Source organism: Streptomyces sp. TE5632 (genome assembly GCF_054061295.1).
This window is the reverse complement of the sequence record NZ_JBSSEA010000001.1, coordinates 400,194-425,769: the sequence shown is the minus strand read 5'-3', so window position 1 is coordinate 425,769 and position 25,576 is coordinate 400,194. Positions and strand designations below refer to the sequence as shown.

Annotated in this window: 23 protein-coding genes; 16 read left to right on the top strand and 7 right to left on the bottom strand. The window is 72.8% G+C overall.

Going from position 1 to position 25,576, the window contains the following annotated elements; genetic code table 11:
- Positions 1-181: 181 nt before the first annotated feature.
- The 4 genes from ACVW19_RS02105 to ACVW19_RS02090 all read left to right on the top strand — a co-directional run bounded on the left by ACVW19_RS02105 (position 182) and on the right by ACVW19_RS02090 (position 4,300).
- Complete coding sequence (locus tag ACVW19_RS02105; protein ID WP_457456004.1) at positions 182-1,573, top strand: peptidase C39 family protein; 1,392 nt, start codon at positions 182-184, stop codon at positions 1,571-1,573.
- 184 nt (positions 1,574-1,757) lie between these two features.
- On the top strand, positions 1,758-1,886 hold the full coding sequence (locus ACVW19_RS02100) for an SCO1431 family membrane protein (RefSeq protein ID WP_457456057.1): 129 nt from the start codon (positions 1,758-1,760) through the stop codon (positions 1,884-1,886).
- Between the two features lie 64 nt (positions 1,887-1,950).
- On the top strand, positions 1,951-2,607 hold the full coding sequence (locus tag ACVW19_RS02095) for a TetR/AcrR family transcriptional regulator (RefSeq protein ID WP_457456002.1): 657 nt from the start codon (positions 1,951-1,953) through the stop codon (positions 2,605-2,607).
- A 517-nt stretch (positions 2,608-3,124) separates the two neighbouring features.
- On the top strand, positions 3,125-4,300 hold the full coding sequence (locus ACVW19_RS02090; RefSeq protein WP_457456000.1) for an acyl-CoA dehydrogenase family protein: 1,176 nt from the start codon (positions 3,125-3,127) through the stop codon (positions 4,298-4,300).
- Positions 4,301-4,682: 382 nt separating this feature from the next.
- Here ACVW19_RS02090 and ACVW19_RS02085 read toward each other — a convergent pair whose 3' ends face one another.
- Complete coding sequence (locus ACVW19_RS02085; protein ID WP_457455998.1) at positions 4,683-5,117, bottom strand: hypothetical protein; 435 nt, start codon at positions 5,115-5,117, stop codon at positions 4,683-4,685.
- 269 nt (positions 5,118-5,386) lie between these two features.
- Between ACVW19_RS02085 and ACVW19_RS02080 the strand changes: the two genes are divergently transcribed.
- From ACVW19_RS02080 to fxsA, 4 genes are all read left to right on the top strand, one after another.
- A complete protein-coding gene (locus ACVW19_RS02080; RefSeq protein WP_109379411.1) occupies positions 5,387-5,827 on the top strand; it encodes an Lrp/AsnC family transcriptional regulator in 441 nt (146 codons plus the stop codon).
- Positions 5,828-5,964: 137 nt separating this feature from the next.
- Complete coding sequence (locus ACVW19_RS02075; RefSeq protein ID WP_457455996.1) at positions 5,965-7,581, top strand: amidohydrolase; 1,617 nt, start codon at positions 5,965-5,967, stop codon at positions 7,579-7,581.
- Between the two features lie 551 nt (positions 7,582-8,132).
- Positions 8,133-8,972 (top strand): polyprenol monophosphomannose synthase, encoded by an 840-nt coding sequence (locus ACVW19_RS02070; RefSeq protein ID WP_457455995.1) that lies wholly within the window; start codon positions 8,133-8,135, stop codon positions 8,970-8,972.
- Between the two features lie 112 nt (positions 8,973-9,084).
- Positions 9,085-9,666 (top strand): FxsA family membrane protein, encoded by a 582-nt coding sequence (gene fxsA / locus ACVW19_RS02065; protein ID WP_457455993.1) that lies wholly within the window; start codon positions 9,085-9,087, stop codon positions 9,664-9,666.
- A gap of 108 nt (positions 9,667-9,774) precedes the next feature.
- Here fxsA and ACVW19_RS02060 read toward each other — a convergent pair whose 3' ends face one another.
- From ACVW19_RS02060 to yczE, 4 genes are all read right to left on the bottom strand, one after another.
- A complete protein-coding gene (locus ACVW19_RS02060; protein WP_010046329.1) occupies positions 9,775-10,149 on the bottom strand; it encodes an RNA polymerase-binding protein RbpA in 375 nt (124 codons plus the stop codon).
- Between the two features lie 266 nt (positions 10,150-10,415).
- Positions 10,416-11,768, bottom strand: a complete 1,353-nt coding sequence (locus ACVW19_RS02055) for an MFS transporter (RefSeq protein ID WP_457455990.1) — start codon at positions 11,766-11,768, stop codon at positions 10,416-10,418.
- A 47-nt stretch (positions 11,769-11,815) separates the two neighbouring features.
- On the bottom strand, positions 11,816-12,583 hold the full coding sequence (locus tag ACVW19_RS02050; RefSeq protein WP_457455988.1) for a glycerophosphodiester phosphodiesterase: 768 nt from the start codon (positions 12,581-12,583) through the stop codon (positions 11,816-11,818).
- Complete coding sequence (gene yczE, locus ACVW19_RS02045; protein ID WP_457455986.1) at positions 12,580-13,245, bottom strand: membrane protein YczE; 666 nt, start codon at positions 13,243-13,245, stop codon at positions 12,580-12,582. The genes ACVW19_RS02050 and yczE overlap by 4 nt, the downstream gene beginning before the upstream one ends.
- A 99-nt stretch (positions 13,246-13,344) precedes the next feature.
- Here yczE and ACVW19_RS02040 point away from each other — a divergent pair, with 99 nt between their 5' ends.
- Positions 13,345-14,844 (top strand): SCO1417 family PLP biosynthesis transcription factor, encoded by a 1,500-nt coding sequence (locus tag ACVW19_RS02040; RefSeq protein WP_457455984.1) that lies wholly within the window; start codon positions 13,345-13,347, stop codon positions 14,842-14,844.
- Between the two features lie 71 nt (positions 14,845-14,915).
- Here ACVW19_RS02040 and ACVW19_RS02035 read toward each other — a convergent pair whose 3' ends face one another.
- Both ACVW19_RS02035 and ACVW19_RS02030 read right to left on the bottom strand, forming a co-directional pair.
- The gene (locus ACVW19_RS02035) at positions 14,916-16,595 is read right to left on the bottom strand and encodes a hypothetical protein (RefSeq protein WP_457455982.1); all 1,680 of its coding nucleotides are present in this window, start codon (positions 16,593-16,595) and stop codon (positions 14,916-14,918) included.
- A 59-nt stretch (positions 16,596-16,654) separates the two neighbouring features.
- The gene (locus tag ACVW19_RS02030) at positions 16,655-16,849 is read right to left on the bottom strand and encodes a hypothetical protein (RefSeq protein ID WP_457455980.1); all 195 of its coding nucleotides are present in this window, start codon (positions 16,847-16,849) and stop codon (positions 16,655-16,657) included.
- Positions 16,850-17,171: 322 nt separating this feature from the next.
- On the opposite strand from ACVW19_RS02030, the gene ACVW19_RS02025 reads away from it, so the two are divergent.
- From ACVW19_RS02025 to ACVW19_RS01995, 7 genes are all read left to right on the top strand, one after another.
- Complete coding sequence (locus tag ACVW19_RS02025; protein ID WP_457455978.1) at positions 17,172-17,564, top strand: ankyrin repeat domain-containing protein; 393 nt, start codon at positions 17,172-17,174, stop codon at positions 17,562-17,564.
- 376 nt (positions 17,565-17,940) lie between these two features.
- Positions 17,941-19,359, top strand: a complete 1,419-nt coding sequence (locus ACVW19_RS02020) for a HEAT repeat domain-containing protein (protein ID WP_457455976.1) — start codon at positions 17,941-17,943, stop codon at positions 19,357-19,359.
- A gap of 162 nt (positions 19,360-19,521) precedes the next feature.
- Entirely contained in the window at positions 19,522-20,646 is a 1,125-nt protein-coding gene (locus ACVW19_RS02015; protein WP_457455974.1) for a glycosyltransferase family 4 protein, read from the top strand.
- A gap of 35 nt (positions 20,647-20,681) precedes the next feature.
- On the top strand, positions 20,682-21,941 hold the full coding sequence (locus ACVW19_RS02010) for a glycosyltransferase (protein ID WP_457456055.1): 1,260 nt from the start codon (positions 20,682-20,684) through the stop codon (positions 21,939-21,941).
- The gene (locus tag ACVW19_RS02005; RefSeq protein ID WP_457455972.1) at positions 21,938-22,801 is read left to right on the top strand and encodes an SGNH/GDSL hydrolase family protein; all 864 of its coding nucleotides are present in this window, start codon (positions 21,938-21,940) and stop codon (positions 22,799-22,801) included. Before ACVW19_RS02010 ends, ACVW19_RS02005 begins: the two co-directional genes overlap by 4 nt.
- A gap of 207 nt (positions 22,802-23,008) precedes the next feature.
- Entirely contained in the window at positions 23,009-24,535 is a 1,527-nt protein-coding gene (locus ACVW19_RS02000; protein WP_457455970.1) for a hypothetical protein, read from the top strand.
- Between the two features lie 115 nt (positions 24,536-24,650).
- Positions 24,651-25,532, top strand: coding sequence for a hypothetical protein (locus tag ACVW19_RS01995; RefSeq protein WP_202276836.1), 882 nt, complete (start codon positions 24,651-24,653; stop codon positions 25,530-25,532).
- Positions 25,533-25,576: the final 44 nt, after the last annotated feature.

Below are 25,576 nucleotides of genomic sequence, written 5' to 3'. Positions count from 1 at the left end.
GCCGGTGTGTGCCATTGGTCGAGTCCCATATTGGTCGGCGTGGCACGGTTCCGGGTGCTGGCGGGGTCGGCCCCGGTGTGTTCATAGTGGGCGGGCACCCGCTCCATCCGGTGGGCGTACGCCGTACGGCCCGCCGCGCTCCGGACCTGCACCGACTCCGACACCTGGGGGTCCTCCACCCATGAGCAGAGCCGAACAGCCGTCCCGCAGAACCCTTCTGGCCGCAGCGGTCGTCGCCGCCGCCGTGTCGAGTGCCGGCCCGGCGTCCGCCGGTACCGCGACCGGCCGGTCCGCCGCAGGCCCGGCAGGCGGCTCCGCGGACCCCGAACGGGCCGCGGGGGTCCGCCCCGTGGACAACAGGGCCTGGACCTCCTACAGCGACTGGCGCGGCGGCACCGCCGAGGGGACCCGGGCCGTCGCGGGCGTCCGTCCCGGCCTGGTGATCGCCAAGGCCGCGGGCACCACCGACCACACCGACCCGCACACCGGCGACACCGCCGCCTGGGAGTACGCGACCTGGACCTCACCCGTCCACCGGCTCACCGTGCCGGCGACGGAGGCGATCGCCTCCTGGAACGCGCGCACCCCCGGCGGCACCTGGATCCAGGTCGAGTTGAAGGGCACCTACACGGACGGCACCGACACACCCTGGTACGTGATGGGCCGCTGGGCGGCCGGCGACCAGGACATCCGGCGCACCTCGGTGGACGGCCAGAGCGACGGCCGGAGCACGGTGTGGACCGACACCCTCGCCGTCGACGACTCCGCTTCAGGGCTGCGCCTGGTCTCGTACCGGCTGCGGCTGACCCTCCACCGCCGCCCCGGGACAGCACTCACCCCGACCGTGTGGCGGCTCGGCGCGATGGGCTCCGACGTCCCCGACCGTTTCACCGTCCCGGCCTCCACACCCGGCCCGGCCCGGGAGCTGATCGTCCCGCGCTACTCGCAGGAGGTCCACAAGGGCCGGTACCCGGAGTACGACAACGGCGGCGAGGCCTGGTGCAGCCCGACCTCCTCACAGATGATCATCGAGTACTGGGGCGGCCGGCTCACCGAGGGGCAACTGGCCTGGGTCGACCCGTCCTACACCGACCCGCAGGTGTGCCATGCGGCTCGCCACACCTACGACCACCAGTACGCCGGCTGCGGCAACTGGCCGTTCAACGCGGCCTACGCGGCCACCTTCGAGGGCCTTCAGGGCGTCGTCACCCGGCTCGGCTCGCTGAGCGACCTGGAGACCCTGATCGGGGCGGGCATCCCGGCCATCACGTCCCAGTCCTTCCGCGAGGAGGAACTGACCGGAGCGGGGTACGGGACGTCCGGGCACCTGATGACCGTGATCGGGTTCACCGAGGACGGCGATGTGATCGCCAACGACCCGGCCTCCCCGGACAACGAGGCCGTCCGGCGTGTCTACCGGCGGCGCGAGTGGGAGAACATCTGGCTCAGGACCAAGCGGTACAACGCCTCGGGCAAGGTCGTCTCCGGCACCGGCGGCGTCTGTTACCTGTACTTTCCGGCGCGTCCCACCCCGCGCATGCGCAAGGCGCTCGCGGCCGTCGGCGTGCGCTGAACCGGTCCGTGCGGCGGGCTCCGTCCGCCGCACGGGGCCGCCCCCGCCGTGTGACCAAGCTCTCGGCCGCAAAAGCCGCCGACGGTGGCAAGGTGGACAGCGTCGCGTGGAGGTCCAGCGCGCACCACCGAGATCCGAGATCAGCGAGAAGCCATGACCGCGAACGCAGCCACCGTCACCGCTCCTGTCGCCGCCCCCCGGTGTTCGCACCGGCGGCCCCCGGGAGGATGGCCCGGACATCCTCGAGCACATCATGGGATGGGTTCTCGTGGTGGTCGTCGCGATGCTCGTGACCCGGCTCGGAATGCTCTGACCTGACCCGGGAGACGACCTGACATACTGCGGAGGTCCGCCCCCGCAGGAAACCTGGGTCAAGATTGAACATCAGTCAGCAGCCTGCCGTGCGCCCCGGCGCGCGCAGTACCGAGCGTTCGCTGGCACGCCGTGCCGAACTCATCGCCATCGGGCGAAAACTGTTCGCCGACACGTCGTACGACGCGCTCTCGATGGACGACATCGCACGCCAGGCGCATGTCGCCAAGGGGCTGATCTACTACTACTTCCACTCCAAGCGGGGCTACTACCTGTCCATCATCCAGGACTCGGTGGCCGGCCTGGTCACCTTCGCGGCGGGCGGCGTCGAACTGCCGCCCGCGGAGCGGGTGCACCGCACCGTCGACAGCTATCTGCGCTACGCCGAGCACAACCAGGCCGCGTACCGCACGATCGTCAGCGGCGGTGTCGGCTTCGACGCCGAGGTCCATGCCATCCGGGACGGGGTGCGCGAGGCGATCGTCGAGACCATCGCCGAAGGCGCCTACGGGACCAGTGACATCACGCCGCTGGCGCGGATGGGTCTGCTGTCCTGGGTGTGCAGCGTCGAGGGCGCCACTCTCGACTGGATCGACCGTCCCGGACTGCCCCGCGAGACCATGCGCGAACTGCTGGTGAAGATGCTCGGCGGGGCCATGCGCGCCATCGAGGAACTGGACCCCGCGCACCCGGCCCCGGAGCCCGCCCGCCGCGACGGCTGACGCGTCGGCCGGACCCTGCTCGTCCTTGTGGTTTGTCTTGGCCGCGCTGACCGCCGAGGTGTGCGTCTCGGCCTTGGGGATGCCGTCGCGGTCGTGGTGCCCGCCCCGGCGAGCAGTCCGGCGCCGAGCGCGGAGGCGCACGCGGCGGACACGAGTGCCCGCAGGACGCGGCGGCGGTGGGGATGGTATCCGGCGTGTCTCCCCGTGGGGGAGTGGAAGCGGAAGTTGATTGGCATGAACGCGGCGACTTTTCCGGAGCGGAACAGTAGGAGGACTGGGCCGGTGAGGTCAATGGTGCGGACCAATTTCGACGTCCGGAAAATTCTTGTAGTAAGCGGTCGTTAACGAGTGACGTGCTCGGGTTGATCGGGCATACTCACAGCTCACAGCGGCTGGTCAGCAGCTCCCGAGACCCGGGGGCGACAGCATCGGCCAGGCACCGGAACCACCCGGCGGAGCCGCCCCCACCCAAGGCGCACGTCCGCCGATGTGCCCGAACAGGGAGGAGAGCGTCGCCATGTCCGACCACGCCCCGCAGCCGGTGGACCGGCAACTGCCCACGGACGAGGCGCGGGACCTGATCTCGCTCGTCCGCGACATCGCGCAGCGCGAGATCGCCCCGAAGGCCGCCGAGGAGGAGGACGCCGGCCGTTTCCCGCGCGAGGTCTTCACCCTGCTTTCCGAGTCCGGACTGCTCGGACTGCCCTACGACTCGGCGTACGGCGGCGGAGACCAGCCGTACGAGGTCTATCTCCAGGTCCTCGAAGAGCTCGCCATGGCGCGCCTGACCGTCGGCCTCGGCGTCAGCGTGCACACTCTCGCCTCCTACGCGCTCGCCACCCACGGCACCAAGGAGCAGCAGGCCGAGCACCTGCCGGCGATGCTCGGTGGTGGCCTGCTCGGCGCCTACTGCCTCTCCGAGCCGTCCTCCGGGTCGGACGCGGCCTCGCTGCGCACCAAGGCGGTGCGCGAGGCGGGGGGAGGCTGGGCGATCACCGGTACCAAGGCGTGGATCACACACGGCGGCATCGCCGACTTCTACACCGCCATGACCCGCACCGGTGAGGACGGCCCGCGCGGGATCACCGCGTTCCTGGTGCCCGGGGACGCCGAGGGGGTGAGCGCCGCCGCTCCCGAGAGGAAGATGGGCATGAAGGGCTCGCCCACCGCGCAGGTCCACTTCGACGGCGTACGGGTCGGGGACGACCGGCGGATCGGCGAGGAGGGCCAGGGCTTCGCGATCGCCCTGTCCGCGCTGGACGGCGGACGCCTCGGCATCGCGGCCTGCGCGATCGGCCTGGCCCAGGCAGCGCTCGACGAGGCGCTGGGGTACGCGGCCGGGCGGCGGCAGTTCGGGCGGCCCATCGCCGACTTCCAGGGACTGCGGTTCATGCTCGCCGACATGGCCACGCAGATCGAGGCGGGACGCGCGCTGTACCTCGCGGCGGCCCGACTGCGGGACGCCGGGCGGCCGTTCGCCAAGCAGGCGGCCATGGCCAAACTGCACTGCACCGACACGGCGATGCGGGTCACCACCGACGCCGTCCAGATTCTCGGCGGCTACGGCTACACCGCGGACTTCCCGGCCGAGCGCTACATGCGCGAGGCCAAGGTGCTGCAGATCGTCGAGGGGACGAACCAGATTCAGCGCATGGTCATCGCCCGCCATCTCGTGGGGCTGCCGACGAGCTGACCCGGCTTCCTCGCCAGGGTGCCGAGAGCCGGGCCCACTCCGGGTCGTGCAGGCCCGGCAGGGCGCGGCCCTTGTCGGCCCAGGTCCGCATCAGATCGCGGTAGATCGGCGGATCCGGGAGCTGCGGCGGCAGCGGGGAGGTGGTGTGCCCGGCGGGCTGCGGTACGGGCGGCGGAGCGAGAGCACGGCGTTGACGCCCGGTCGTCGAGCGTGTGGGGGTCGTCATGCCTGGGCAACGCGAGAACGACCGGGCAGGTCACCGACCGCCCGAATAGGGCGTGCGTTCGCGGACCTCCGGTCCGGCCGCCCGTGCCGGGTGACGCACCGCGCACGGAATCCCGTCGCGGTGCGCTTGACGGGCCCTGGGCCGGGCCGGGACGCCTCAGGCGGCGTGGCGCCGTATGACGGGCACCCTGATCGGGCGCGAAGCCGGACCGCCGACGTGCGAGAAGGGCTGGGTGCGCCAGTCGAGCCCCTGAGGGAGCGTCAACAGCATGGCGGCGTCCTGCTCCTGGAGCGTGGCGGACTCGTCCGCCGGCCGGGCCTCGTCGGCACTGCGGCCGGTGCCGGTGCAGACCGTGAGCCCGAACGGGTTCCACGGCGAGGTGCACAGCGCGTGCTCCGGCAGGACCTCCTCGTCCGCGAGCAGTGCGATCGGCTGCGCGCAGTCCGGGCAGACGACCCGGTACATCTCGAAGGTGTCGTACGCGTCGAGTTCGTCGTCGAGAGTGTCGGGGTCGACGTACTCGGGGACGAGCTCGACGACGGGCTGCTGCCGCTTGGGCGTGGTGCGACCAGGGCGCTTAAGACTCTGCATGGGTTCTCCCCCTCGGGCTGGGCCGTGAAGGCGCTGCGGCCTCGACCACAGCAAGCACTTCCCGTCCCCCATCGGGGGTAATCACGAGAACATCACGGAGACTGTTCTAAGGGTGTGGTATTCGTCACACAGCCCCCCCGGGGGTGCCGCCCGCGGACGGTTTCGTCCCCCGCCCGACTCGGGTCGGGCGCCCGGCACGTCACGAACCGTGCACGGCCTGGACAGCTCAGGTATCCGAGGAGATCGACGGCACTGTAGGTTCTTGCGCCATGGAGGAGCTGGACCGACAGATCGTGCAGCTGCTCGTCAAGGACGGGCGGATGAGCTACACAGACCTGGGCAAGGCCACGGGCCTGTCCACGTCGGCCGTGCACCAGCGGGTGCGCAGACTGGAACAGCGTGGCGTCATCCGCGGCTATGCCGCGGTCGTCGATCCGGATGCCGTCGGTCTGCCCATGACCGCCTTCATCTCGGTCAAGCCGTTCGACCCCAGCGCCCCCGACGACATCGCGGACCGCCTCGCGGGCGTGCCCGAGATCGAGGCCTGCCACAGCGTCGCGGGCGACGAGAACTACATCCTCAAGGTGCGGGTGGCCACTCCGCGCCAACTGGAGGAACTGCTCGCACGCGTGCGCTCGCTGGCGGGCGTCTCCACCCGGACGACGGTGGTCCTGTCCACGCCGTACGAGGCCCGTCCGCCGCGCGTCTGACCCGCGCCCGCGCGGGGAGTACGCCGCGCGTGCGCGGCGCGACCGGACGTGCGGCGCGCAGGCGCAGCGGTGCGGACGTGACGCGAAGAGCGGCCCTGGGTGCGGGCCCGGCCCCGCGAGGGGCGACACTGTGGGTCATGAGTGAACGCACCGCTCCGCCGCACACCGTCCTGCTCCGCCGCGGCGAGGTCCACAGCCCCGCCGACCCCTTCGCCACCGCGATGGTCGTCGAAGGCGGCCAGATCGCCTGGGTCGGCTCCGAGGGCGCCGCCGACTCCTTCGCGGACGGCGTGGACGAGGTGATCGACCTCGACGGGGCGCTGGTCACCCCGGCGTTCACCGACGCGCACGTGCACACCACGGCCACCGGACTGGCCCTCACCGGCCTCGACCTGTCCGACGCCCCCTCCTTGGAGGCCGCGCTGGCCCGGGTGCGGGAGTTCGCCGCGGCCCGCCCGGCCGACCGGGTCCTGCTCGGCCACGGCTGGGACGCGTCCCGCTGGCCGGACGGCCGCCCCCCGACCCGCGCCGAACTCGACGCGGCCACCGGCGGACGCCCTCTCTACCTCAGCCGGATCGACGTCCACTCCGCGGTCGTCACCACCGCGCTGCTCGACCTCGTCACCGGCGAGACCGCCCGCGAGGCACCCGGCGAGGCCCGGCCGCTCACCGGCGACGCCCACCACGCCGTACGCGCCGCCGCCCTGGGCGCCGTCACGCCCGCCCAGCGCACCGAGGCACAGCGTGCCGCCCTGGCCCACGCCGTCTCACTGGGCATCGGCACCGTCCACGAGTGCGGTGGCCCGGAGATCTCCTCCGAGGACGACTTCACCGGCCTGCTGCGGCTCGCCGCCGAGGGCGGCGGCCCGCGCGTCGTCGGCTACTGGGCCGAGCGGGACGTCGCCAAGGCCCGCGAACTGGGCGCGACCGGCGCCGCGGGCGACCTGTTCGCCGACGGGGCCCTCGGCTCGCACACCGCCTGTCTGTACGAGCCGTACGCCGACGCCGGCCACACGGGTACCGCCCACCTGGACGCCGCCGCCGTCGCCGCCCATGTCGTCGACTGCACCGAGGCGGGCCTCCAGGCGGGCTTCCACGCCATCGGTGACGCAGCCAACGGCGCGGTGGTCGACGGGATGCGCGCCGCCGCCGAGAAGGTGGGCATCGCGCGCGTGCGGGCCGCCCGGCACCGGGTCGAGCACGCCGAGATGCTGACCCCCGAGACCGTCGCCGCGTTCGCCGAACTCGGCCTGACCGCCTCCGTCCAGCCCGCCTTCGACGCCCTGTGGGGCGGCGAGGACGGCATGTACGCCCGGCGCCTGGGCGTGGCGCGGGCCCGCTCCCTGAACCCCTTCGCGGCCCTGCTGCGCGCCGGTGTCCCGCTCGCCTTCGGCTCGGACAGCCCGGTCACGCCTCTCGACCCGTGGGGCACCGTCCGGGCCGCCGCCTTCCACCGCACGCCCGAACACCGGGTCTCCGTGCGAGCCGCGTTCACCGCGCACACGCGGGGCGGCTGGCGGGCGATCGGACGTGACGACGCGGGCGCCCTGGTGCCGGGGGCTCCCGCCGACTACGCCGTGTGGCGCACCGGTGATCTCGTCGTACAGGCACCCGACGACCGGGTGGCGCGCTGGTCCACCGACCCCCGCTCCGGCACCCCCGGGCTGCCGGACCTGACCCCGGGTGGCGACCTGCCCGTCTGTCGGCGCACGGTGGTCGGCGGACGCACGGTCTTCGTACGGCCGGGAGAGTGATCTACGCGGACCGCCCGGTGACGAGCACGTGTCGAGCCCCCGTCTCGCGACCTGCGCATCCTCCCCGCCGAGCAGACACCTGAACCGCATTGCGCAGGTCAAACGTCTGTTGGCAGGAAGCAACGGGGGGAAAGCTAGGTTCGGCGGGGTCCACCATCGGACGCCCGGCCGGGGAAGTTCCGCCCACTCGAGGCAGCGCCGCTGGGTCAGGGACGGTGTGCCGCACCGGGCACCGTCACCGGGAGCCAGGCTCAGCGTCGGCGCGGCGCGAGGGAACGTTCCGGTGGGTCGGGAAGGTGTGGCCCCGGGTGGGGCCGGGCGCTCAGTAGACAACGGCTTCAGGTCGACTCGCAGCCGGCGGGTCCCAGGTCGGACCGAAGGGCGCCGGGCCCCCATCCGCCGTACACCGAGCCCGGGGCCTTCCCTGTAGGGGGGAAGGCCCACTTCTATCCGATCTTCGGAAATTAACACCATCATGTGAACGTCATGCCATGTCGGTGCAGGCTGTGACCACTATGGTGGGACCCCGAACATGACATGAAGGGGCAGTTGTGAACGACGGCGACGGGACCCGCGCGGCGGAAGCCCAGGGTAGGACTTTCGGCCCGCTCGGCAAGGCCTTGGTGATCATCCCGACCTACAACGAGGCGGAGAACATCAAGGCGATCGTCGGCCGGGTGCGCAAGGCCGTTCCCGAGGCTCACGTCCTCGTGGCCGACGACAACAGCCCCGACGGCACCGGCAGGCTCGCCGACGAACTGGCCGCCACGGACGACCACGTCCAGGTCCTGCACCGCAAGGGCAAGGAAGGCCTGGGCGCCGCATACCTCGCGGGCTTCCGCTGGGGCGCGGAGCACGACTACGGCGTACTCGTCGAGATGGACGCCGACGGTTCTCACCAGCCCGAGGAACTGCCCCGTCTGCTGACCGCCCTCAAGGGCGCCGACCTGGTGCTCGGTTCGCGCTGGGTGCCCGGCGGCCGGGTGGTCAACTGGCCCAAGTCCCGTGAGTACATCTCGCGCGGGGGCAGCCTCTACTCGCGGGTGGCGCTCGATCTGCCGCTGCGCGACATCACGGGCGGCTTCCGCGCGTTCCGCCGCGAGACCCTGGAAGGCCTCGGTCTGGACGACGTCGCCTCCCAGGGCTACTGCTTCCAGGTCGACCTCGCCCGTCGCGCGGTCAAGGCCGGCTATCACGTCGTCGAGGTGCCCATCACCTTCGTCGAGCGGGAACTCGGCGACTCGAAGATGAGCCGCGACATCGTCGTCGAGGCGTTGTGGCGGGTCACCGCGTGGGGCGTGGGGGACAGGGTCGGCAAGGTCCTGGGACGTGAGGACGCCAAACGGACCGGGCAGTCGCAGCGGGTCGAGCGGACGAAGCAGGGCGGGTAGGCGGAAGGGGCCGGCTGGGCGGACGGAGCGGGCCGCGCGTGCGTGCACCGCCCCGAGGGTCCCGCCGGTCCCGCTTATCCCGTGCTGAGCAGGGGCCAGGCACACTGGGAGCATGACGACTGGCGCTCAGATCCCGAACCCCGCCCGGCCCCGGCGCTCCCGGCTGCGCACCGTCCTGCCGCTCGGCGTCGCCGCGTGGCTGGTGCTGGAGATCTGGCTGCTCACGGTCCTCGCCGGGGCGGCGAACGGGCTGGTGGTCTTCCTGGTGCTGCTGGTCGGCCTGGTCCTCGGCTCGGTGGTGATCAAGCGAGCCGGCCGACGCGCCTTCAAGAACCTCACCGAGACGCTGCAGCAGCAACAGAGCGGCGTGCTGCCCGAGCCCCGGCCGAACAGCGAGGGCAACGGCCTGATGATGCTGGGCGGGCTGTTGCTGATCATCCCGGGTCTGGTCTCCGACGCGGTCGGTCTGCTCCTGTTGGTGCCCCCGGTCCAGAAGGCCGTGAGCCGCTGTGCCGAGCGCACCTTCGAGCGCAAGCTGCGCGAGGCCGCCCAGGGCTCCCTGGGCGGTGCCTTCCAGCAGGCGCGTATCCACCGGCCCGACGGCAGGGTGGTCCAGGGCGAGGTGATCAGGGACGAGCGCGGTACCCCGCCGGGCGACTTCCCGCAGGAGCCCCGGCCGCCGCTCCCGCGCTGAGGGCCGAGCCGAACGCACACAGGACCGCGGGCGCCGTACCAGCTGGTACGGCGCCCGCGGTCCTGTGTGCTGCTGTGCGCTGTGCTCCCGTCCGATCCTCCGTCGGGATCAAGCCGACTTTCGGCTGTCCCGGGGGTGAATCGCGATGTTCATCGCACCGGAGCGCAGAACGGCGAGACGCTCCTCGAGGACCTCTTCGAGTTCCTCACGGGTACGTCGTTCCATCAGCATGTCCCAATGCGTACGCGCGGGCTTGGCCTTCTTCTCCTCGGGGCCGTCGCCGTCAACCAGGAGTGCCTGGGCACCGCAGACCTTGCACTCCCACTCCGGCGGGATCTCCGCCTCGACCGAGAAGGGCATCTCGAAGCGGTGCCCCTTCTCGCATGCGTACTCCACGGCCTGGCGTGGTGCCAGGTCGATGCCGCGGTCCGTCTCGTAGCTGGTCACCACGAGGCGCGTGCCGCGAAGAGCTCGCTCACTCATGAATCGTGCCTCCCGGGCTTGTCGCCCACAGGACAGGTGTCGCTGTCGTCGTCATCCGGTCAACGTCCGGTCGGCGGTAAAGATTCCCGTTCCGGGCCATGTGTCGCCGTCGTAGCCGCAGCCTTGTCAACCAGTGCAGTACCCACCGGCGCCCGGTTTGTCACATCTAATGACAGATGCAACACGGCGTTTCGGCATCTTTGACGCGCAGTAACGGTACACCTGGCAGGCCAAACGCGTACACTACAGCCCTTTCGCGCCGAGTGCTAAATCTTCTCCGGAACGGGATTCCCCGCGGCGGTGACCGCCCGGCGCACCGGAACCCGCGCGAGCAGCGCGAAACCGAGGACGAAGAAGGCCACCAGCGAGATGATCGCGTCCCGGTAGCTGCCCGTCAGCTGGTAGGTGAGCCCGAACAGCAGCGGACCGAGCCAGCTCATCCCGCGATCACTCAGCTCGTACGCCGAGAAGTACTCGGCCTCCTTGCCGGGCGGCACGAGGTGGGAGAACAGCGACCGGGACAGGGCCTGGCTGCCGCCGAGGACCAGGCCGATCCCGGCGGCCAGAACGAAGAACCACACCGGCTCCCCGGCGGGCAGGAAGTACCCGGCGGCCAGCGTCAGCGTCCAGGCGACCAGCGAGCCGAGGATCGTGCGCTTGGCCCCGTGGATCCGGGCTAGCCGGCCCAGCGCCAGCGCGCCGACCACCGCCAGCACCTGGACCAGCAGCACGGCGACGATGAGCGTGGACTGCCCGAGCCCCAGCTCCTTCGAGCCGTAGACCGAGGCCTGTGAGATCACCGTCTGGATGCCGTCGTTGTAGACCAGGTACGCCAGCAGGAAGGCGAGCGTGAGCGGGTGGCGCCGCATGTCGCGGACGGTCGCCGCGAGCTGCCGGAAACCGGACAGGGCGGACGACGCCTCCCGCGCGGGGGCACGGCGGTCGCGCAGCCGCCGCAGCGGCACCAGGGTGAAGGCGCCCCACCACAGACCCGCCGACGCCAGGCAGATACGGACCGCCATGCCCTCGGAGAGTCCGAAACCGTCATGGGCGGAGTAGAGGACCAGGTTGGCGACGAGGACCAGGGCTCCCGCCGCGTAGCCGAAGGCCCAGCCCCGCGAGGAGACCGCGTCGCGTTCCTGGGGAGTGGCGATCTGCGGCAGGTAGGAGTTGTAGAGCATCATCGCCACGGACTGCGCCGCGTTCGCCACGACCAGCAGGGCGCCGCCCAGCAGATAGCGCTCGCCGTCGAGGAGGAACATGCACGCCGTGGCGGCGGCGCCCGTGTAGGCGGCGGCCGCGAGGAGCGGTTTCTTGCGGCCGGTGCGGTCGGCGGCGGCGCCCACCAGCGGCATCACGAGCACCGCCAGGATCACCGACAGGGACACCGAGTACGCGAAGAACGACCCGGCGCGCACCGGAACGCCGAACGGATGCACGAACCCGTCCGCGTCCGCCGCGGCCTCGGCGACCGACGTCAGATAGGGACCGAGGAACACCGTGAGAACGCTCGTGGAGTACACGGAGCACGCCCAGTCGTAGAAGTACCAGCCGCGCTGCTCGTACCGTCGGCCGGCCGCCTCGTCCGCTGCCGGTGATCGCACGGCGTCGTTGCCCACCCGTGCCCTCGCTTCCCCGTGAACGCGCTCAGTGGCCGGGCAGGGTCTCAGACCCACAGGCCGCGGTTCTCCATGACCGTGCGCAGTGTGTCGATGTGATCGGTCATGATGCCATCCACCCCCAGGTCCAGGAGCCGGTGCATCCGCTCGGGTTCGTTGACCGTCCACACGTGCACCTGGAGCCCGTGCGCATGGGCGGTGCGCACGAAGCGGTGGTCCACCACCGGGACGCCGGACTGGGCCTCCGGAACCTGGGCGGCGACCGCCGACCCGCGCACCGGGGCCGGCATCCCCCACGAGCGCAGCCGCAGATTCAGCACCCCCCGCGTGCCGTACGACGTCGCGAGGCGGGGCCCGGCCAGCCGCTGGGCGCGTACCACACGGGCCTCGGAGAAGGAGCCGAGACAGACCCGGTCCCAGGCGTCCGTCCGCTCGATCAGGTCCAGGAAGGGCAGGAGAGCCGGCTCGGCCTTGACGTCGACGTTCCACCGCACCTCGGGGAAGGCGGCCAGCAGCTCCTCGAAGAGAGGCACCGGCTCCTGGCCCGCCACGCGCGCGTGCTGCACGTCCCGCCACGGCAGGTCGGCGATCCGGCCCGCCCCGTCCGTCACCCGGTCCAGGGTCGCGTCGTGGAACGCGACGAGCCGGCCGTCCCGCGTGACATGGACGTCCGTCTCGATGTAGCGGTAACCCGCCTCGACGGCGCACCGGAACTGGCGCACGGTGTTCTCCAGGCCGTTCGCCGCCCCGCCGCGGTGGGCGAACGCGATCGGGCCGGGATGGTCGAGGTAGGGGTGGCGTATCCGTGAGGTCACGGACGCAGTATCACCCCGTGCGGTTGACCGGTGGCAACGACCGCGGGGCCGGCGGATGCCGAGGGGACGGCGAACACCCGCAGGAAGAGCTGGGAGAGCGGGCCGATCGTCACCGCGTACAGGAGGGTCGCCACGCCCACGGTGCCGCCGAGGACGAAGCCCGTGGCGACCACCGTGACCTCGATGGCCGTGCGCGCCAGCCGGATCGATACTCCCGTGCGCTGGTTCAGCCCCGTCATCAGCCCGTCGCGCGGGCCCGGTCCGAAGCGCGCCGCGATGTACAGCCCGGTCGCCGCGCCGTTCAGCACGATGCCGGCCACCGTCATCAGCGCGCGGAGGGCCATACCGTGCGCCTCGGGTACCACGGCCAGGGTCGCGTCCATGGCCGCGCCGATCACCAGGACGTTGGAGACCGTGCCGAGCCCCGGGCGCTGGCGCAGTGGGATCCACAGCAGCAGCACCGCCGCGCCCAGGAGGGTCACCACCAGGCCCATCGACAGGCCCGTCCGCTCGGACAGGCCCTGGTGCAGCACGTTCCACGGCTCCAGGCCGAGCCCGGACCTGACCAGCAGGGCCGAACTCGCGCCGTACAACGCCAGTCCGGTGTAGAGCTGGAACAGTCGCCGTGTGAGATGCCCGTGCCGGGGCGATTGGCTGGACAAGGTATGCCCCCCATGGTCGAAGTGGACTGGTCCGTGACACCCTGTGGTGGGAAGGGGAATGCCATCCATGGCCAATTCGAGGAAGGTGGACTGATTCAGATGGCGCAGTGGACCTCGGCAGTGGGCGCGGCGCAGCTCGCCCGGCTGCTCCACTCCCAGCAGGCCCGGCCGGCCGGCTCCGGCACCCGCCGCCCGCCCGCCTACCGGGCCCTGGCCGACGGGATCCGGCTGCTGGTGCTCGAGGGGCGCGTCCCGGTGGCCGCCCGGCTGCCCGCCGAGCGGGAACTGGCCCTGGCCCTGTCCGTCAGCCGCACCACCGTCGCCGCCGCCTACGAGGCGCTGCGCGGCGAGGGCTTCCTGGAGTCGCGACGCGGCGCCGGCAGCTGGACCGCCGTGCCGGCCGGAAACCCGGTGCCCGCGCGGGGACTGGAACCGCTGCCGCCCGAGGCCCTCGGCTCGATGATCGACCTCGGCTGCGCCGCCCTGCCCGCACCCGAACCCTGGCTCACCCGCGCAGTCCAGGGCGCCCTCGAGGAACTGCCGCCCTACGCGCACACCCACGGCGACTACCCGGCCGGACTGCCGGCGCTGCGCTCGACGATCGCCGACCGGTACACCGCGCGGGGCATCCCGACCATGCCCGAGCAGATCATGGTGACGACCGGGGCGATGGGCGCCATCGACGCCATCTGCCACCGCTTCGGAGGCCGTGGCGAGCGCATCGCCGTGGAGTCGCCGTCCTACGCCAACATCCTCCAGCTGATGCGGGAGGCCGGGGCCCGGCTGGTCCCCGTCGCCATGGCGGAGGGGCTGGCCGGCTGGGACCTGGACCACTGGCGGCAGGTGCTGCGGGAGGCGGCGCCGCGCATCGCGTACGTCGTCGCGGACTTCCACAACCCGACCGGTGCGCTCGCCGACGAGGACCAGCGCCGCCGGCTGGTGGACGCGGCGCGCTCGGCGGGGACGGTGCTGGTCGCCGACGAGACCATGAGCGAACTCTGGCTCGATCCGGATGTGGAGATGCCGCGCCCCGTCTGCGCCTTCGACCCGGCCGGATCCACGGTGATCACGGTCGGCTCGGCGAGCAAGGCGTTCTGGGCCGGTCTGCGTATCGGCTGGGTGCGCGCGGCCCCCGACGTGATCCGCGGTCTCGTCGCCGCGCGCGCGTACGCCGATCTGGGCACGCCCGTACTGGAACAGCTCGCGGTGAACTGGCTGTTCGGCACGGACGGTTGGGAGCGGGCCGTGGAGATCCGGCGCGCGCAGGCCCGGGAGAACCGGGACGCGCTGGTCGGCGCGGTGCGCCGGGAGCTGCCCGACTGGGAGTTCGAGGTCCCGCGCGGCGGGCTCACCCTGTGGGTGCGTACCGGTGGGCTCTCGGGGTCGCGGATCGCCGAGGCGGGGGAGCGGGTCGGGGTACGGGCGCCGTCGGGGCCGCGCTTCGGGGTCGACGGGGCGTTCGAGGGATATGTGCGGCTGCCGTTCACCGTGGGCGGCGCGGTGGCCGAGGAAGCGGCGGTACGGCTGGCCGCGGCGGCACGGATCGTCGAGACCGGCGGGACGTCGGGGGCGGAGGTGCCGCGCTCCTTCGTGGCGTAGCCACGGCGGACGGGCGGCGTCTGCGCGCGGTGTCTGAGAGGGGCCGGCGGCAGGCGGCGTGCGGTGTGCGGTCAGGAGGACTCGGCGACGGCCGCCTCCGCGGGCACGTTGTCCTCGGTGTGCTGGTCGGCCGTTGCCGGGGCCGTGTCCACGGAGGTCTCGTCGGCAGGGGCCTTGGACAGGAGGCCGGGCACCGGCCGTGTGCGCTCGGGCGCCCGCGCCTCCGTTTCCGCGTCCGCCGGAGTCGTCCGGGCCGGGAGCAGGTCCAGTACCGCCTGCCGGTGGGCACCGCTGGTCGCGTCGTCGTACGGGTTCGGCGTGGCCGGCACCTGGAGCCGGTGGACCGGGCCCGTGCCCAGACGGGCGTAGCCGCGACCCGGGGGGACGTGTTCGACGGGCGTGGTGTGCGGGGGAGCACCCAGGACGGCCGCCACCTGCTCCGGTGTCGCGGGTCCGAGGACGACACGCGCGCGGGTGTGCTGCCGTACCGCGTCGGTGAGGGTCTCCATGCTGTCGAGCTGATCGGCGACGACCACCGTGACGTTCACCGGGCGGCCGTGCCGCAGCGGGACCTGGAGCAGCGACTGGGGGTCCTCGCGGCCGTCCGCGGCGGCGAGGTGCGTGAACGCGCTCGGGCGGTCCAGCAGAATCCAGAGCGGCCGCCTGGTGTCCGCGGGCGGCGGATCGCCCGCCTGGTGGGCCCGGTTGGTGGCGATCAGGCGGCGCTCCGTCTCGTGCGCGGCCCACTGAAGACTCGCCAGAGCCCCCGCCAGGCCGCACTCGACGGAGAGCACACCCTCCCGGCCGGTGAGGCACGCGTACTCACCGGTGCCGCCGCCGTCGATGATCATCACATCGCCGTGGACCAGCGCCTGCAGGGCGACGGAGCGCAGCAGCGTGGAGGTACCGCTTCCGGGGTGCCCGGCCGCCAGCAGATGGGGCTCGGTGGAGCGGATGCCGGTGCGCCAGACGACGGGGGGAACGTCGCGCTGCTCCTCACCGTGGGTGAGCGGCAGGGTCCGTCGCACCCGGGTGGGATCGGTGAAACCGAGGACCGTCTCGCCGGGGGACGTGACGAAGCGCTGGGCGGCGATGTCGGCGGGCAGCGGGGAGAGGACGCGGACCGTGAGCTGGTTGCCCTCCTCGTCCCAGGCGAAGTGGTATTCGCGGCCGCGCCCCGACTTGGCGGCGAGCAGGTGCTCGATCCGGGCGCGGGACTCCGGTTCGCCGTCGGTGTAGTACGCGGGATAGCTGATCAGCAGGTGGGTGATGCGGCCGGTGCCGTCGAACTCGTACGCGGGGAAGGCGTTCTCCCACGCGCCGCCGTGGGTGTAGAGGGGATCCGGGTCCTCGGCGGACGAGAAGTACGGCACCAGGGCGTGGTACAGCGACCTCAGGCGTTTGATCTGCGACTCGTCGGGTCCGTCGGACGTGGCCGGGGCGCGGTCCCGGCCCCGCCAGGCCGCCGCCGCCATCAGGGTGATGACGGCGAGCAGCGGACCGTACGGGAGGAGCGCCACGACCAGGACCACCGACGCCACCAGGAAGAGCAGCGCTCCGCGCCGGTCCTTGGGGGTGTCGAGCCACCTGCGCCGTCCGGCCGAGGCGAGCCGGCGCAGTCCGCGCGTGATCGTGATGAGCGGATGCAGGACGTCCGTGGCGCTGTCGGCCGCCGTCCGGGCCAGCTCCCGGCTCCGGGCGAGCTGCGTGCCGCCGTTCCTCAGGATGCGGGGGAGGGGGCGCCGGGCCACTGCTGCCTCCAGTGTGTGTACGGGTGGGCGGGTACGTCGGGGAGATGGGGTGCGGTGGGTCAGAACCTGATTCCGCCGAGGAGGCCGGCCAGGCTTTCGCCGCCCGCCTTGATGCTCGGCGCGATGGCCGTACTCGCCAGATAGAAGCCGAACAGCATGGCCACCACGGCGTGCAACGGCTTCAGGCCGTCCTTGCGGCAGAAGATGAAGAGGACGATGCCGAGCAGGACCACGCCTGAGATCGAGAGGATCATGTGAGTTCTCCTGGTTCGCGGGGACAGTCACCATGAGTACTTCCAGGCTCACAGAATGTATCTATACGACAAAAGGTGCAACTGGGTTAATCGGTGCGTGTTTCGCCCGGTCGGCGGACCGTTGCGGACCGTCCCCGACCCGGCGGACGTGGGTTGTCGCATCCGGCTGGGTGCCCCGTGATCTTTACCTCGGACACGTCGGCTCATGTGCCGTGCGAGCCAGTACCCTGGCGATTCACCCGTACGGCTCTGCACCGCTCGCAGACGTACACCCTGTCCCCGATGTGCGGAGTGATCCGTGGTGAGAGGCGGTCCGGCCGATATGACTGAAGCCCCTGACCCCGAGGTCGTGGAGCTGGCGACCAAGATCTTCGATCTGGCCCGGCGCGGCCGGACCGAGGAACTCGTGGCCTACGTCGACGCGGGTGTGCCCGCCGACCTCACCAATGACCGGGGCGACTCGCTCGTGATGCTCGCCGCCTACCACGGTCATGCCGAGGCGGTCCGCGCGCTGCTGGAGCGCGGTGCCGACGCCGACCGGATCAACGACCGGGGACAGACCCCGCTCGCCGGGGCCGCCTTCAAGGGCGAGAGCGAGGTGGTCAAGGCTCTGCTGCACGGTGGTGCCGACCCTGCCGCAGGCACTCCCTCGGCCGTCGACACGGCCCGGATGTTCGGCCGCGCGGAACTGCTCGAACTGTTCGGCGCACACTGAACCGCGCAGGGGGCCGAAGCCGGACCCAGCGCTGAACCGAACGTTGCGCTGAGCGCTCCGACCGGCGAGGACACGGGAAAGCGCGGGAAAGCGCGGGAAAGCGCGGGAAACGGAGTAGGCGGTACGAGGCCGCCGGAATTCGGTCGCGGCAGATGTGACCGCCGGGTCATCATGACGACGTGATTCACGGACGCGATGGCTGGGCAGGTGTTGCCGCACCGCGCGGGCCGTGACGCGGTCCGCACGGGCCACCGACGAGAGGCAGAGGAAGATGGTCTACAGCAAGCAGGAAACGGCGGGCGCCCCGACGTGTTGGCACGCGGCCAGGTAATGCACGTCCCCGGTTGCGTCGACGCTTGATGTGAGGCTGTTTCCCATGTTCGATCCGGTCATAGCGCCCAGCGGTACGCTGCTCGGCCTGCTTCAGCGGGGCCGCGGCGACGGCACGCTGCACGCGCTCACCGCCCCGCGCTCCGAAACGCTCGCGGCGCTGAACCACTGCGTGCTGCACGATCCGCGCCACGACTGGCAGGTGGAGAACCGCTCCCTCTACTACGCCCGCCTCTATCTCGATCTGCACGGCGAACTGGACGCGATCGAGGCGCATCTCTTCGAGGCCGAGGACATCCTCGACACCGAGGAGTCACGCACCGGGCTCGCCCTCGCGGTCCTCGGGCACCTCGCCTCCTACGGCAGGCGGGACGCGCTCGTCCTGCTGCGCAGGTACGCCGCCCAGGGCTCCAACTGGGCCTGGGCCCTGGACGAACTCGCCCTCCGGGACGACGACGCGGGTCTGCGCGCCCTCGCCGTCCCGGTGCTCGCGCGGTTCCCCACCGACGCCGAGGGCGAGGCCGAACTGGCCGCCACCGTCCGCGACGCCTTCGAGCCGCGGCCCTGGCGCCTGTGGGCCGACGATCCACGCGAATCCGTCGCCACGCGCGTGCGCGGCGCCCAGGAAGCCGGCTGCTTCGACCGCTGGCAGCGGCAGATGCGTCCCACCGGTCCCCGCCCCGGGTGGAGCGTGCGGGCCGTCTTCGAATGGGCCCAGCAGGGAATCGAACGCGGCGCCGCCCTGCACGTCCCGGCCGCCCGCTGCCTGAGCGCCGTGGCGGGCCCGGAGGACCGGCCCGAGATCGTCCGGGCCGCCGAGGACGGCACCGAGGGGGCCCGCTGCACCGCCCTGCGCTATCTCGCCGACGGCAATGATCCGGACGCCCTCACCCTGATCGAGGGCGCCGTGGCCACCGGGTCGGCGCCCGTCGTGGAGACCGCCGTCGACGCGTTCGAACGCATGCGCAGTCTCGCCGCCGTCGACCGTGCGCGCCGCTGGGCCTACCGGCCCGACGCCCTGGGCGCCGCCGCCGGCCGTGTCCTCGCCCTCCGGGGCGGCACACAGGACCGAGACCTGGTCCTCGCCGCGCTGCGCGAGGCGGTACGGGGCGAGGGCCCCGACGCGCCGGCCCTGTGGACCCTCGTCGACGGCGCCGGACGCCTGGGCATCGCCTGTGCGGCTCCCGTGCTCCGCCACATCTACCGGGAGACCGCCTCCTCCCACCTGAGAGGCCGGGCCGCCCGCGCTCTCGCGGCCACCGATCCCTCCTTCGGCAGCGGCTTCGCCGTCGAGTGCCTCTGGGACTGCGAGGAGTCCACTCGCGAGATCGCCGCGCGGCACGCCGAGACCGGCGACGCCCGAGTCTTCGAGCGCCTGCGCCGGCTCGCCGTCGACCCGGCCGAGGAGGCCGAGGTGCAGACCGCCGTACGCAGCCGGATCGGTCCCGGGGAGTCCGTCGTGTGACCCGCCCGGCGCGCGCGGTGTGAACGCCGGACGACCCGCGGGACAGGAGCACATGGCCGGCGTTCGACCCCTGCGGGTGTGCGACGCAACGCTCATGGGACGTTCCCCGGCCGGAAAGATCCACGTTGACGTGGCCACGTCCGGCGCGGCGAGAACACCCGTATGCGAGTCGTCATCGTGACCGAATCCTTTCCCCCTGACGTGAACGGCGTGGCTCACTGCGCGCTCCAGACCGCACGGCACCTCGTGGACCGCGGTCACAGTCCTGTTGTCGTCGCCCCCGCCGCCGCGGGCGACGAACCCGACGACCGGGCCCCGTGCCCCGTCGTCCGGATCCCCTCCCTCCCGCTCCCGGGCTACCCCCAGGTCCGCGTCGCTCTCCCCAGCCGGCGTGTCACCGCGGCGATCACCGAGCACCGGGCCGACCTCGTCCATCTGGCCAGCCCCTTCGTGCTCGGTGTGCGCGGCATGGCGGCGGCCTCGCGTCTCGGCCTGCCGGCCGTGGCCGTCTACCAGACCGACCTCGCCGGGTACGCCCGCACGTACATGGGTGCGGGCGAGGCCGCGGCCTGGCGTCGGATCCGGTCCGTGCACTCGGCCGCCGACCTCACCCTCGCCCCGTCCGGCGCCGCGCGGAGCGACCTTCAGAAGCACGGCGTCCCCAGGGTCGAACTGTGGCCGCGCGGCGTGGACACCGTCCGTTTCCGGCCCGAACTGCGGGACGAGGCACTGCGCCGGGAACTCGCCCCGAACGGCGAGTTGATCGTCGGCTACGTCGGCCGGCTCGCCCCCGAGAAGCAGGTCGAGCTGCTGGCCGAAACGAGCGCCCTGCCGGGAGTGCGGGTCGTCGTCGTGGGCGACGGCCCCAGCCGGCCGGGTCTGGAGCAGGCCATGCCCGGCGCGGTCTTCCTGGGACGCCGCACCGGTGACGAACTCGCGAGGATCTTCGCCTCGCTGGACGTCTTCGCCCACACGGGACCGTTCGAGACCTTCTGCCAGACCGTGCAGGAGGCCATGGCGAGCGGCGTGCCCGTGGTCGCGCCCGCCGTGGGCGGCCCGCTGGACCTGGTCGCGCACGGGCGCACCGGGTTTCTGGTGCCGCCGCGCGACGCAGCCGCGGTACGGGACGCGGTGTGGTCCCTGGCCGCCGACCCCCGGCTGCGGGCCGCCTACGGGGCAGCGGGGCGCGCGACGGTCGAGGGCCGTACCTGGGCGGCCGTCGGGGACCGGCTGATCGGCCACTACACGGATGTGCTCGCCGGGCGCAGGACGGCGGTGGCGGCGTGAACGGGCCGGTGGGAACGGGGGCCCCGCCGGCCGGTGTGCCGGGTACCGGCGGCCCGCAGGGCGTCGGGTGTCCGCAGGGCGCCGACGGTTCGCTGCGGATCGTACGGCTCGCGAACTTCGTCGCGCCGGCCTCCGGCGGGCTGCGCACCGCGTTGCGGGAGCTCGGCAGGGGCTACCGGGCGGCGGGGCACGAGTCCGTGCTCATCGTTCCCGGGGAGCGGGAGAGCGACCGGGAGACCGAGCAGGGGCGGGTGATCACCCTGCCGGGCCCGCTCCTGCCCGGCACCGGCGGCTACCGCGTCCTCACCGACAAGCGGCGGATCGCCGCCCTGCTGGAGGAACTCGCTCCCGACCGGCTCGAGGTGTCCGACCGTACGACCCTGCGCTGGACCGGCAGATGGGCGCGGCGGGCCCGGGTACCCGCGGTCATGGTCTCCCACGAGACCGCCGACGGCGTGCTGCGCACCTGGGGGCTGCCGGAGGGGGTCGCGCGGCGCACCGCCGACGCCCTCAACGTCCGTACCGCCCACACCTACGCGCGTGTGGTGTGCACCACCGAGTTCGCCGAGCGGGAGTTCGCCAGGATCGGTGCCCGCAACGTCGTACGGGCACCGCTCGGCGTCGACCTGACGGAGCGGCATCCCTCGCTGCACGACCCCGGGCTGCGGGCCCGCCACGCGCGCGTGGCGGAAACACTGCTGGTGACGTGTACCCGGTTGTCCGTGGAGAAGCGGCCCGGGACGGCGCTGGACGCGTTGGAGGCACTGCTGCGGCGCGGGCGGCGGGCGGTGCTGGTGGTGGCGGGGGACGGACCGCTGCGGCCGCGGCTCGAACAGCGCGCCCGGGAACGCGGACTGCCGGTCGTCTTCCTGGGCCACGTCCTCGACCGGACGCTCCTCGGCGCACTCCAGGCCTCCGCGGACGTGTGCCTGGCGCCGGGGCCCGCGGAGACCTTCGGGCTCGCCGCGCTGGAGGCGATGGCGTGCGGCACCCCCGTGGTGGCGAGCACCTCGTCCGCGCTGCCGGAGGTGATCGGCTCCGCCGGGGCGGTCGCGGGGGACCGGGGGGAGTCGTTCGCGGACGCCGTCGAACTCCTGCTGGGACGGCCGGAGACGGAGCGGCGCGCGGCGGCACGCGCGCGTGCGGAGTGCTTCGGGTGGGGAGCGGCCGTGACGGCGTTCCTCGATGCCCACGAGGCCCCGCGGACGGCCGCGCGGGAGGGTGTGCCGGACGGCGAGCGGGAGGACACGGCGCCGGTCCGGCCCGCGTCCGCGGTACCGGGGGGCCCGAGATGAGACCCGTGCGGTTCGTGGCTCTCGGCGACTCGCTGACCGAGGGCGTCGGGGACCGCGCCGGTGACGGATGGCGGGGCTGGGCCGCGCTGCTCGCCGAGTCGCTGGGCGAGCAGCCCGTACGGTTCACCAACCTGGCGAGGAGCGGGGCGCAGACGCACGACGTGCTCGAAGGCCAACTCCCCGGGGCACTGGTCCTGCGGCCCGACCTCGTGTCGGTCGTCGTCGGGGTCAACGACACCCTGCGCCAGGGCTTCGACATCCACGCCGTGGCCAGGCGGCTGGACCAGGTGTACGCGGCCTGCGCGGCCCAGGGCGCCGTGCTGCTCACCGCGTGCCTGCCCGACCCCGGCGGCACCATGGGGCTGCCCGGAGCGCCGGCCAGGCCGCTCGCCCGCCGACAGCACGCGGTCAACACCGTCGTCCACGCGCTGTCCGACCGGTACGACGCGGTGCACCTGCACGCGAGCGACGGCGACTGGGTCACCGACCGTACGATGTGGAGCGCGGACCGGATGCACCCGGGCGAGCGGGGACACCGCCAACTGGCCGTGAGGTTCCACGCGCTGCTGGCGGAACGCGGTCTCGCCCCCGGGCCCGCGCCCTCGCCCGAGCCGGAGTCCGCGGCACCCACCCTGACGGCGAGCCTGTGGTGGCTGGCCACCGCCGGCACCGGATGGGTGGCCCGTCGGTGCACCGACCTGCTGCCCCAGCTCCTCGCACTCGCCGCCGACGACCTGCGGCACCGCGCACGCGGGACGAGCGTCCGGCTCGACCTGCGGACCTCCGCTGCGGTGTCGGCGGCACTGGCCGCGCTGACGGCGGGGGAACCCCCGGGGTTCAGGGGCGCCGCACGGCAGTGAGGGGCCGCCGTGCGGCGATGAGGTGGGCCGGGTCCTTCCGGTGCGGGTCCGGCCGCGCACGGCCCGACGCGTACCGCGTCCGGAGCGAAGCAGTCGTCAGCGGGCCCCGGCGCTCCCCGTGGGTTCGGAGCGGTGTGACAACCGTGACACCGGGGCGCATCTGCGTCGTTTGGGCTGTTGTCAGACCGAGGACCTAGTCTGTGCACCGTGACTTCACCTGCATCGACGGACAGTGCTCCGCCCCAGCTCAGCGCGGGCCCGCGGCCCGCGCCGGGTCCGGCGGCCGACGAGGGGCTGGCCCGGCGGCTGCGCGCACTCGCCTGTACCGCGCCGCTGCACGACCTGGACGCCCGCAAGGTCAATCTGGCCGGCGAGTACTCGGTGTACGGCATGGCGGAGGTCGCCCTGGCGGCCATCGACCTGGTCACGCTGAACATGGACTTCGACACCGGTGCCGACCACGACCAGATAGTCGCCCGGCTCGTCCCGCGCATCGCCGCCCAGGCTCCCCGCCGACCGGCCGCCGAGCACGAGCGGGTGGCCCGCTGGGTCCTGGAGAACCTGATCAACGTCGGCAGTGTCGACCGCGGCTTCCGCGCGGTGTACGGAGTGTTCGGCGCGGACGGCAGCTATGTCCGCCGCGACTACGACTTCAAGCTGATCGAGGAGGTCCCCGGCCCCGGCGGCACCGTCTACCTGCGGACCACGGACGAGGCGGTCAACGTCCTGGTCGGCGCCCTGGACACCGATGTCACCAGTGCCCAGATCGCCGCCGAGGTCAAACTCGAGGTGCTGATCAGCCGGGGCAGGCTCGCCGACGCCCAGCTCGCCGCCGAGCAGGCCCGCTACCGGACCGTGCAGTACTCCGAATCGCTGCGCCGCGCCCTGGACGCCACCCGGCGCAACGTGCGCGCGGTGGACTGGCTGAGCGCCGTTCCCGACATGATCGCCGAGGCCCTGGACCACGTCGCGGACCGGTACCGCCACGAGAACGCGATCCTCACCAACATCCGCAAGGCCCGTGACGAATCGGAGGACCCCGAGCACAAGCGCAGGGCCGCCGAACTGGTGGACATCGTCAAGGACTGCATCCGTCGGCACACTCAGTTGCAGTCCCGGTTGCTGGAGGCCGGCCCGCTGTTCCGGGCCGAACAGGACCGGCAGGCCTTCGCCACGCCGGCTTCGACCTCGGGCACGGACCTCTACGGACACCTCCTCTCCCCCCTGCTCCCACTGCCCCTGGAGCAGGCGGTCCGGGTCACCGACGCCTTCTTCGCCCGCGGCACCGGGCTGCGTACACCGGTGTCCGTCCGGGTCGCCGACCTCGTCGACATCCTGCTGACCCCGGCGGTGGAGCGGGAGCACCTGGGCGCCGAGATGCCGGAACCCGACCTGATCGCCACCCCCGACGACAGCCGCTTCACCGAGGAGCAGCTGGCGGCCGCGACCACCCTGCTGGAACTGCCGGCCGACGCGCCCCGACGGCTGTCCGGACTGCTCGCCGAGGCCCGCGGCCAGGACCCCGAACTTCCGTACCTGGTGGCCCTGCTGGCCGTCCACGCGGCCAGCCCGCCGGTCGGCACCGCCTACCGCCAGGGCGAGCGGCACCTGCTCTTCGCGGTGGACGACGGTGTGGAACTGGACGACCCCGAGTTCGGCGGGGCCGACCTCATCGTCGGTACGGCCCTGCTGGACGCGGCGGGGATGGCGGCGGACCGGACGGAGGCGGCCTGATGGGCGTTTTGCCGGACCTCGGGGAGCCGGCGGCGGCCGCAGGCTCCGGGCCGGCAGCCAGTACCGTCGTTGCCGCCGTCACCGTCGTTCGCCAGCGCGAGGAGGAACCGTGTCCGTGAGCGAGCATGCCGAGTGGAGCGAGGCGGAGCCCTCCACCGCACCGGCCGGCGCCGCCGTCACACCCGCCGACGCCGCCGACGCGGCGCGGCTCGTCGCCTTCGGCCTCCAGCCCAAGCTGCAGCCGGCCCGCGACCAGGAGTACGCGGACCTGCTGCGCCGCTACCGTGAGGACCCGCCGTTCGCGCGCCTCGCCGACGCCGTGGCCACCGGCCTCGGCCTGATCGTGCTCGAGGTGTCCCCGCGCGCGGGGATGGCCGTGACCGCCGCCGAGGACTCGGTGTTCGCCGTCCGCATGGGCGACTACGCGCGGCGGACCTCCGCCGACGGCGGCGACCGGTTCCTGCACGGGCTCGCACACCTCGCCGTCGCCGTCATGGCGTTCCCGCGTCCCGAGGACCTCGCCGACGACGCCTACATCGGGCGGGTCACCGTCAACGGCGTCGACGCCTTCGTACGCCAGGCCTGCCACCGTCTGGAGGAGCGGGCCGCGGAACAGGGCGAGAACACCGACCCGGCCAGCGACGCCCCGGGGCTGGAGACGGCCTGGCGGATCTGGGCGAGACGCAGCGCGACCGGCGCGACCAAGGACGCACGTCGGCTCGCGGGTTCGACCACCGGCATCGTCGCCAAGGCCGTCACGTTCCTCACCGACTCCGGATTCCTGCAGCGCACCGGCGACGACCACGGCGGCACCTACCGCACGACGGCCCGCTATCAGCTCCAGGTGCGGGACCTGGCGGGCGGTGCGGCCATGGCCGAACTGCTGGAGCTGGGCATCGTCCCGGTCACCGACGGCACCCCGACCCTGCTGCCCGCGGACAGTGGTGAGGACCTGGAACTGGTGGCCGGCGCCGGCCTGCCGTTCCATTCCGCCTGAGCCGTCCCCCGCCGCCGCACCTCCTCGCCTCCGCCCCCGTCCCC

What these genes read in the sequence shown, in the direction of transcription:
- ACVW19_RS02025 (WP_457455978.1), top strand. Translation starts at nt 17,172, where the DNA reads ATGACTGAAGCCCCTGACCCCGAGGTCGTGGAGCTGGCGACCAAGATC.
- ACVW19_RS02105 (WP_457456004.1), top strand. Translation starts at nt 182, where the DNA reads ATGAGCAGAGCCGAACAGCCGTCCCGCAGAACCCTTCTGGCCGCAGCG.
- ACVW19_RS02040 (WP_457455984.1), top strand. Translation starts at nt 13,345, where the DNA reads ATGGCGCAGTGGACCTCGGCAGTGGGCGCGGCGCAGCTCGCCCGGCTG.
- ACVW19_RS02005 (WP_457455972.1), top strand. Translation starts at nt 21,938, where the DNA reads ATGAGACCCGTGCGGTTCGTGGCTCTCGGCGACTCGCTGACCGAGGGC.
- fxsA (WP_457455993.1), top strand. Translation starts at nt 9,085, where the DNA reads ATGACGACTGGCGCTCAGATCCCGAACCCCGCCCGGCCCCGGCGCTCC.
- ACVW19_RS02030 (WP_457455980.1), bottom strand. Translation starts at nt 16,849, where the DNA reads ATGATCCTCTCGATCTCAGGCGTGGTCCTGCTCGGCATCGTCCTCTTC.
- ACVW19_RS02075 (WP_457455996.1), top strand. Translation starts at nt 5,965, where the DNA reads ATGAGTGAACGCACCGCTCCGCCGCACACCGTCCTGCTCCGCCGCGGC.
- ACVW19_RS02015 (WP_457455974.1), top strand. Translation starts at nt 19,522, where the DNA reads ATGCGAGTCGTCATCGTGACCGAATCCTTTCCCCCTGACGTGAACGGC.
- ACVW19_RS02085 (WP_457455998.1), bottom strand. Translation starts at nt 5,117, where the DNA reads ATGCAGAGTCTTAAGCGCCCTGGTCGCACCACGCCCAAGCGGCAGCAG.
- ACVW19_RS02060 (WP_010046329.1), bottom strand. Translation starts at nt 10,149, where the DNA reads ATGAGTGAGCGAGCTCTTCGCGGCACGCGCCTCGTGGTGACCAGCTAC.
- ACVW19_RS02090 (WP_457456000.1), top strand. Translation starts at nt 3,125, where the DNA reads ATGTCCGACCACGCCCCGCAGCCGGTGGACCGGCAACTGCCCACGGAC.
- ACVW19_RS02020 (WP_457455976.1), top strand. Translation starts at nt 17,941, where the DNA reads ATGTTCGATCCGGTCATAGCGCCCAGCGGTACGCTGCTCGGCCTGCTT.
- ACVW19_RS02080 (WP_109379411.1), top strand. Translation starts at nt 5,387, where the DNA reads ATGGAGGAGCTGGACCGACAGATCGTGCAGCTGCTCGTCAAGGACGGG.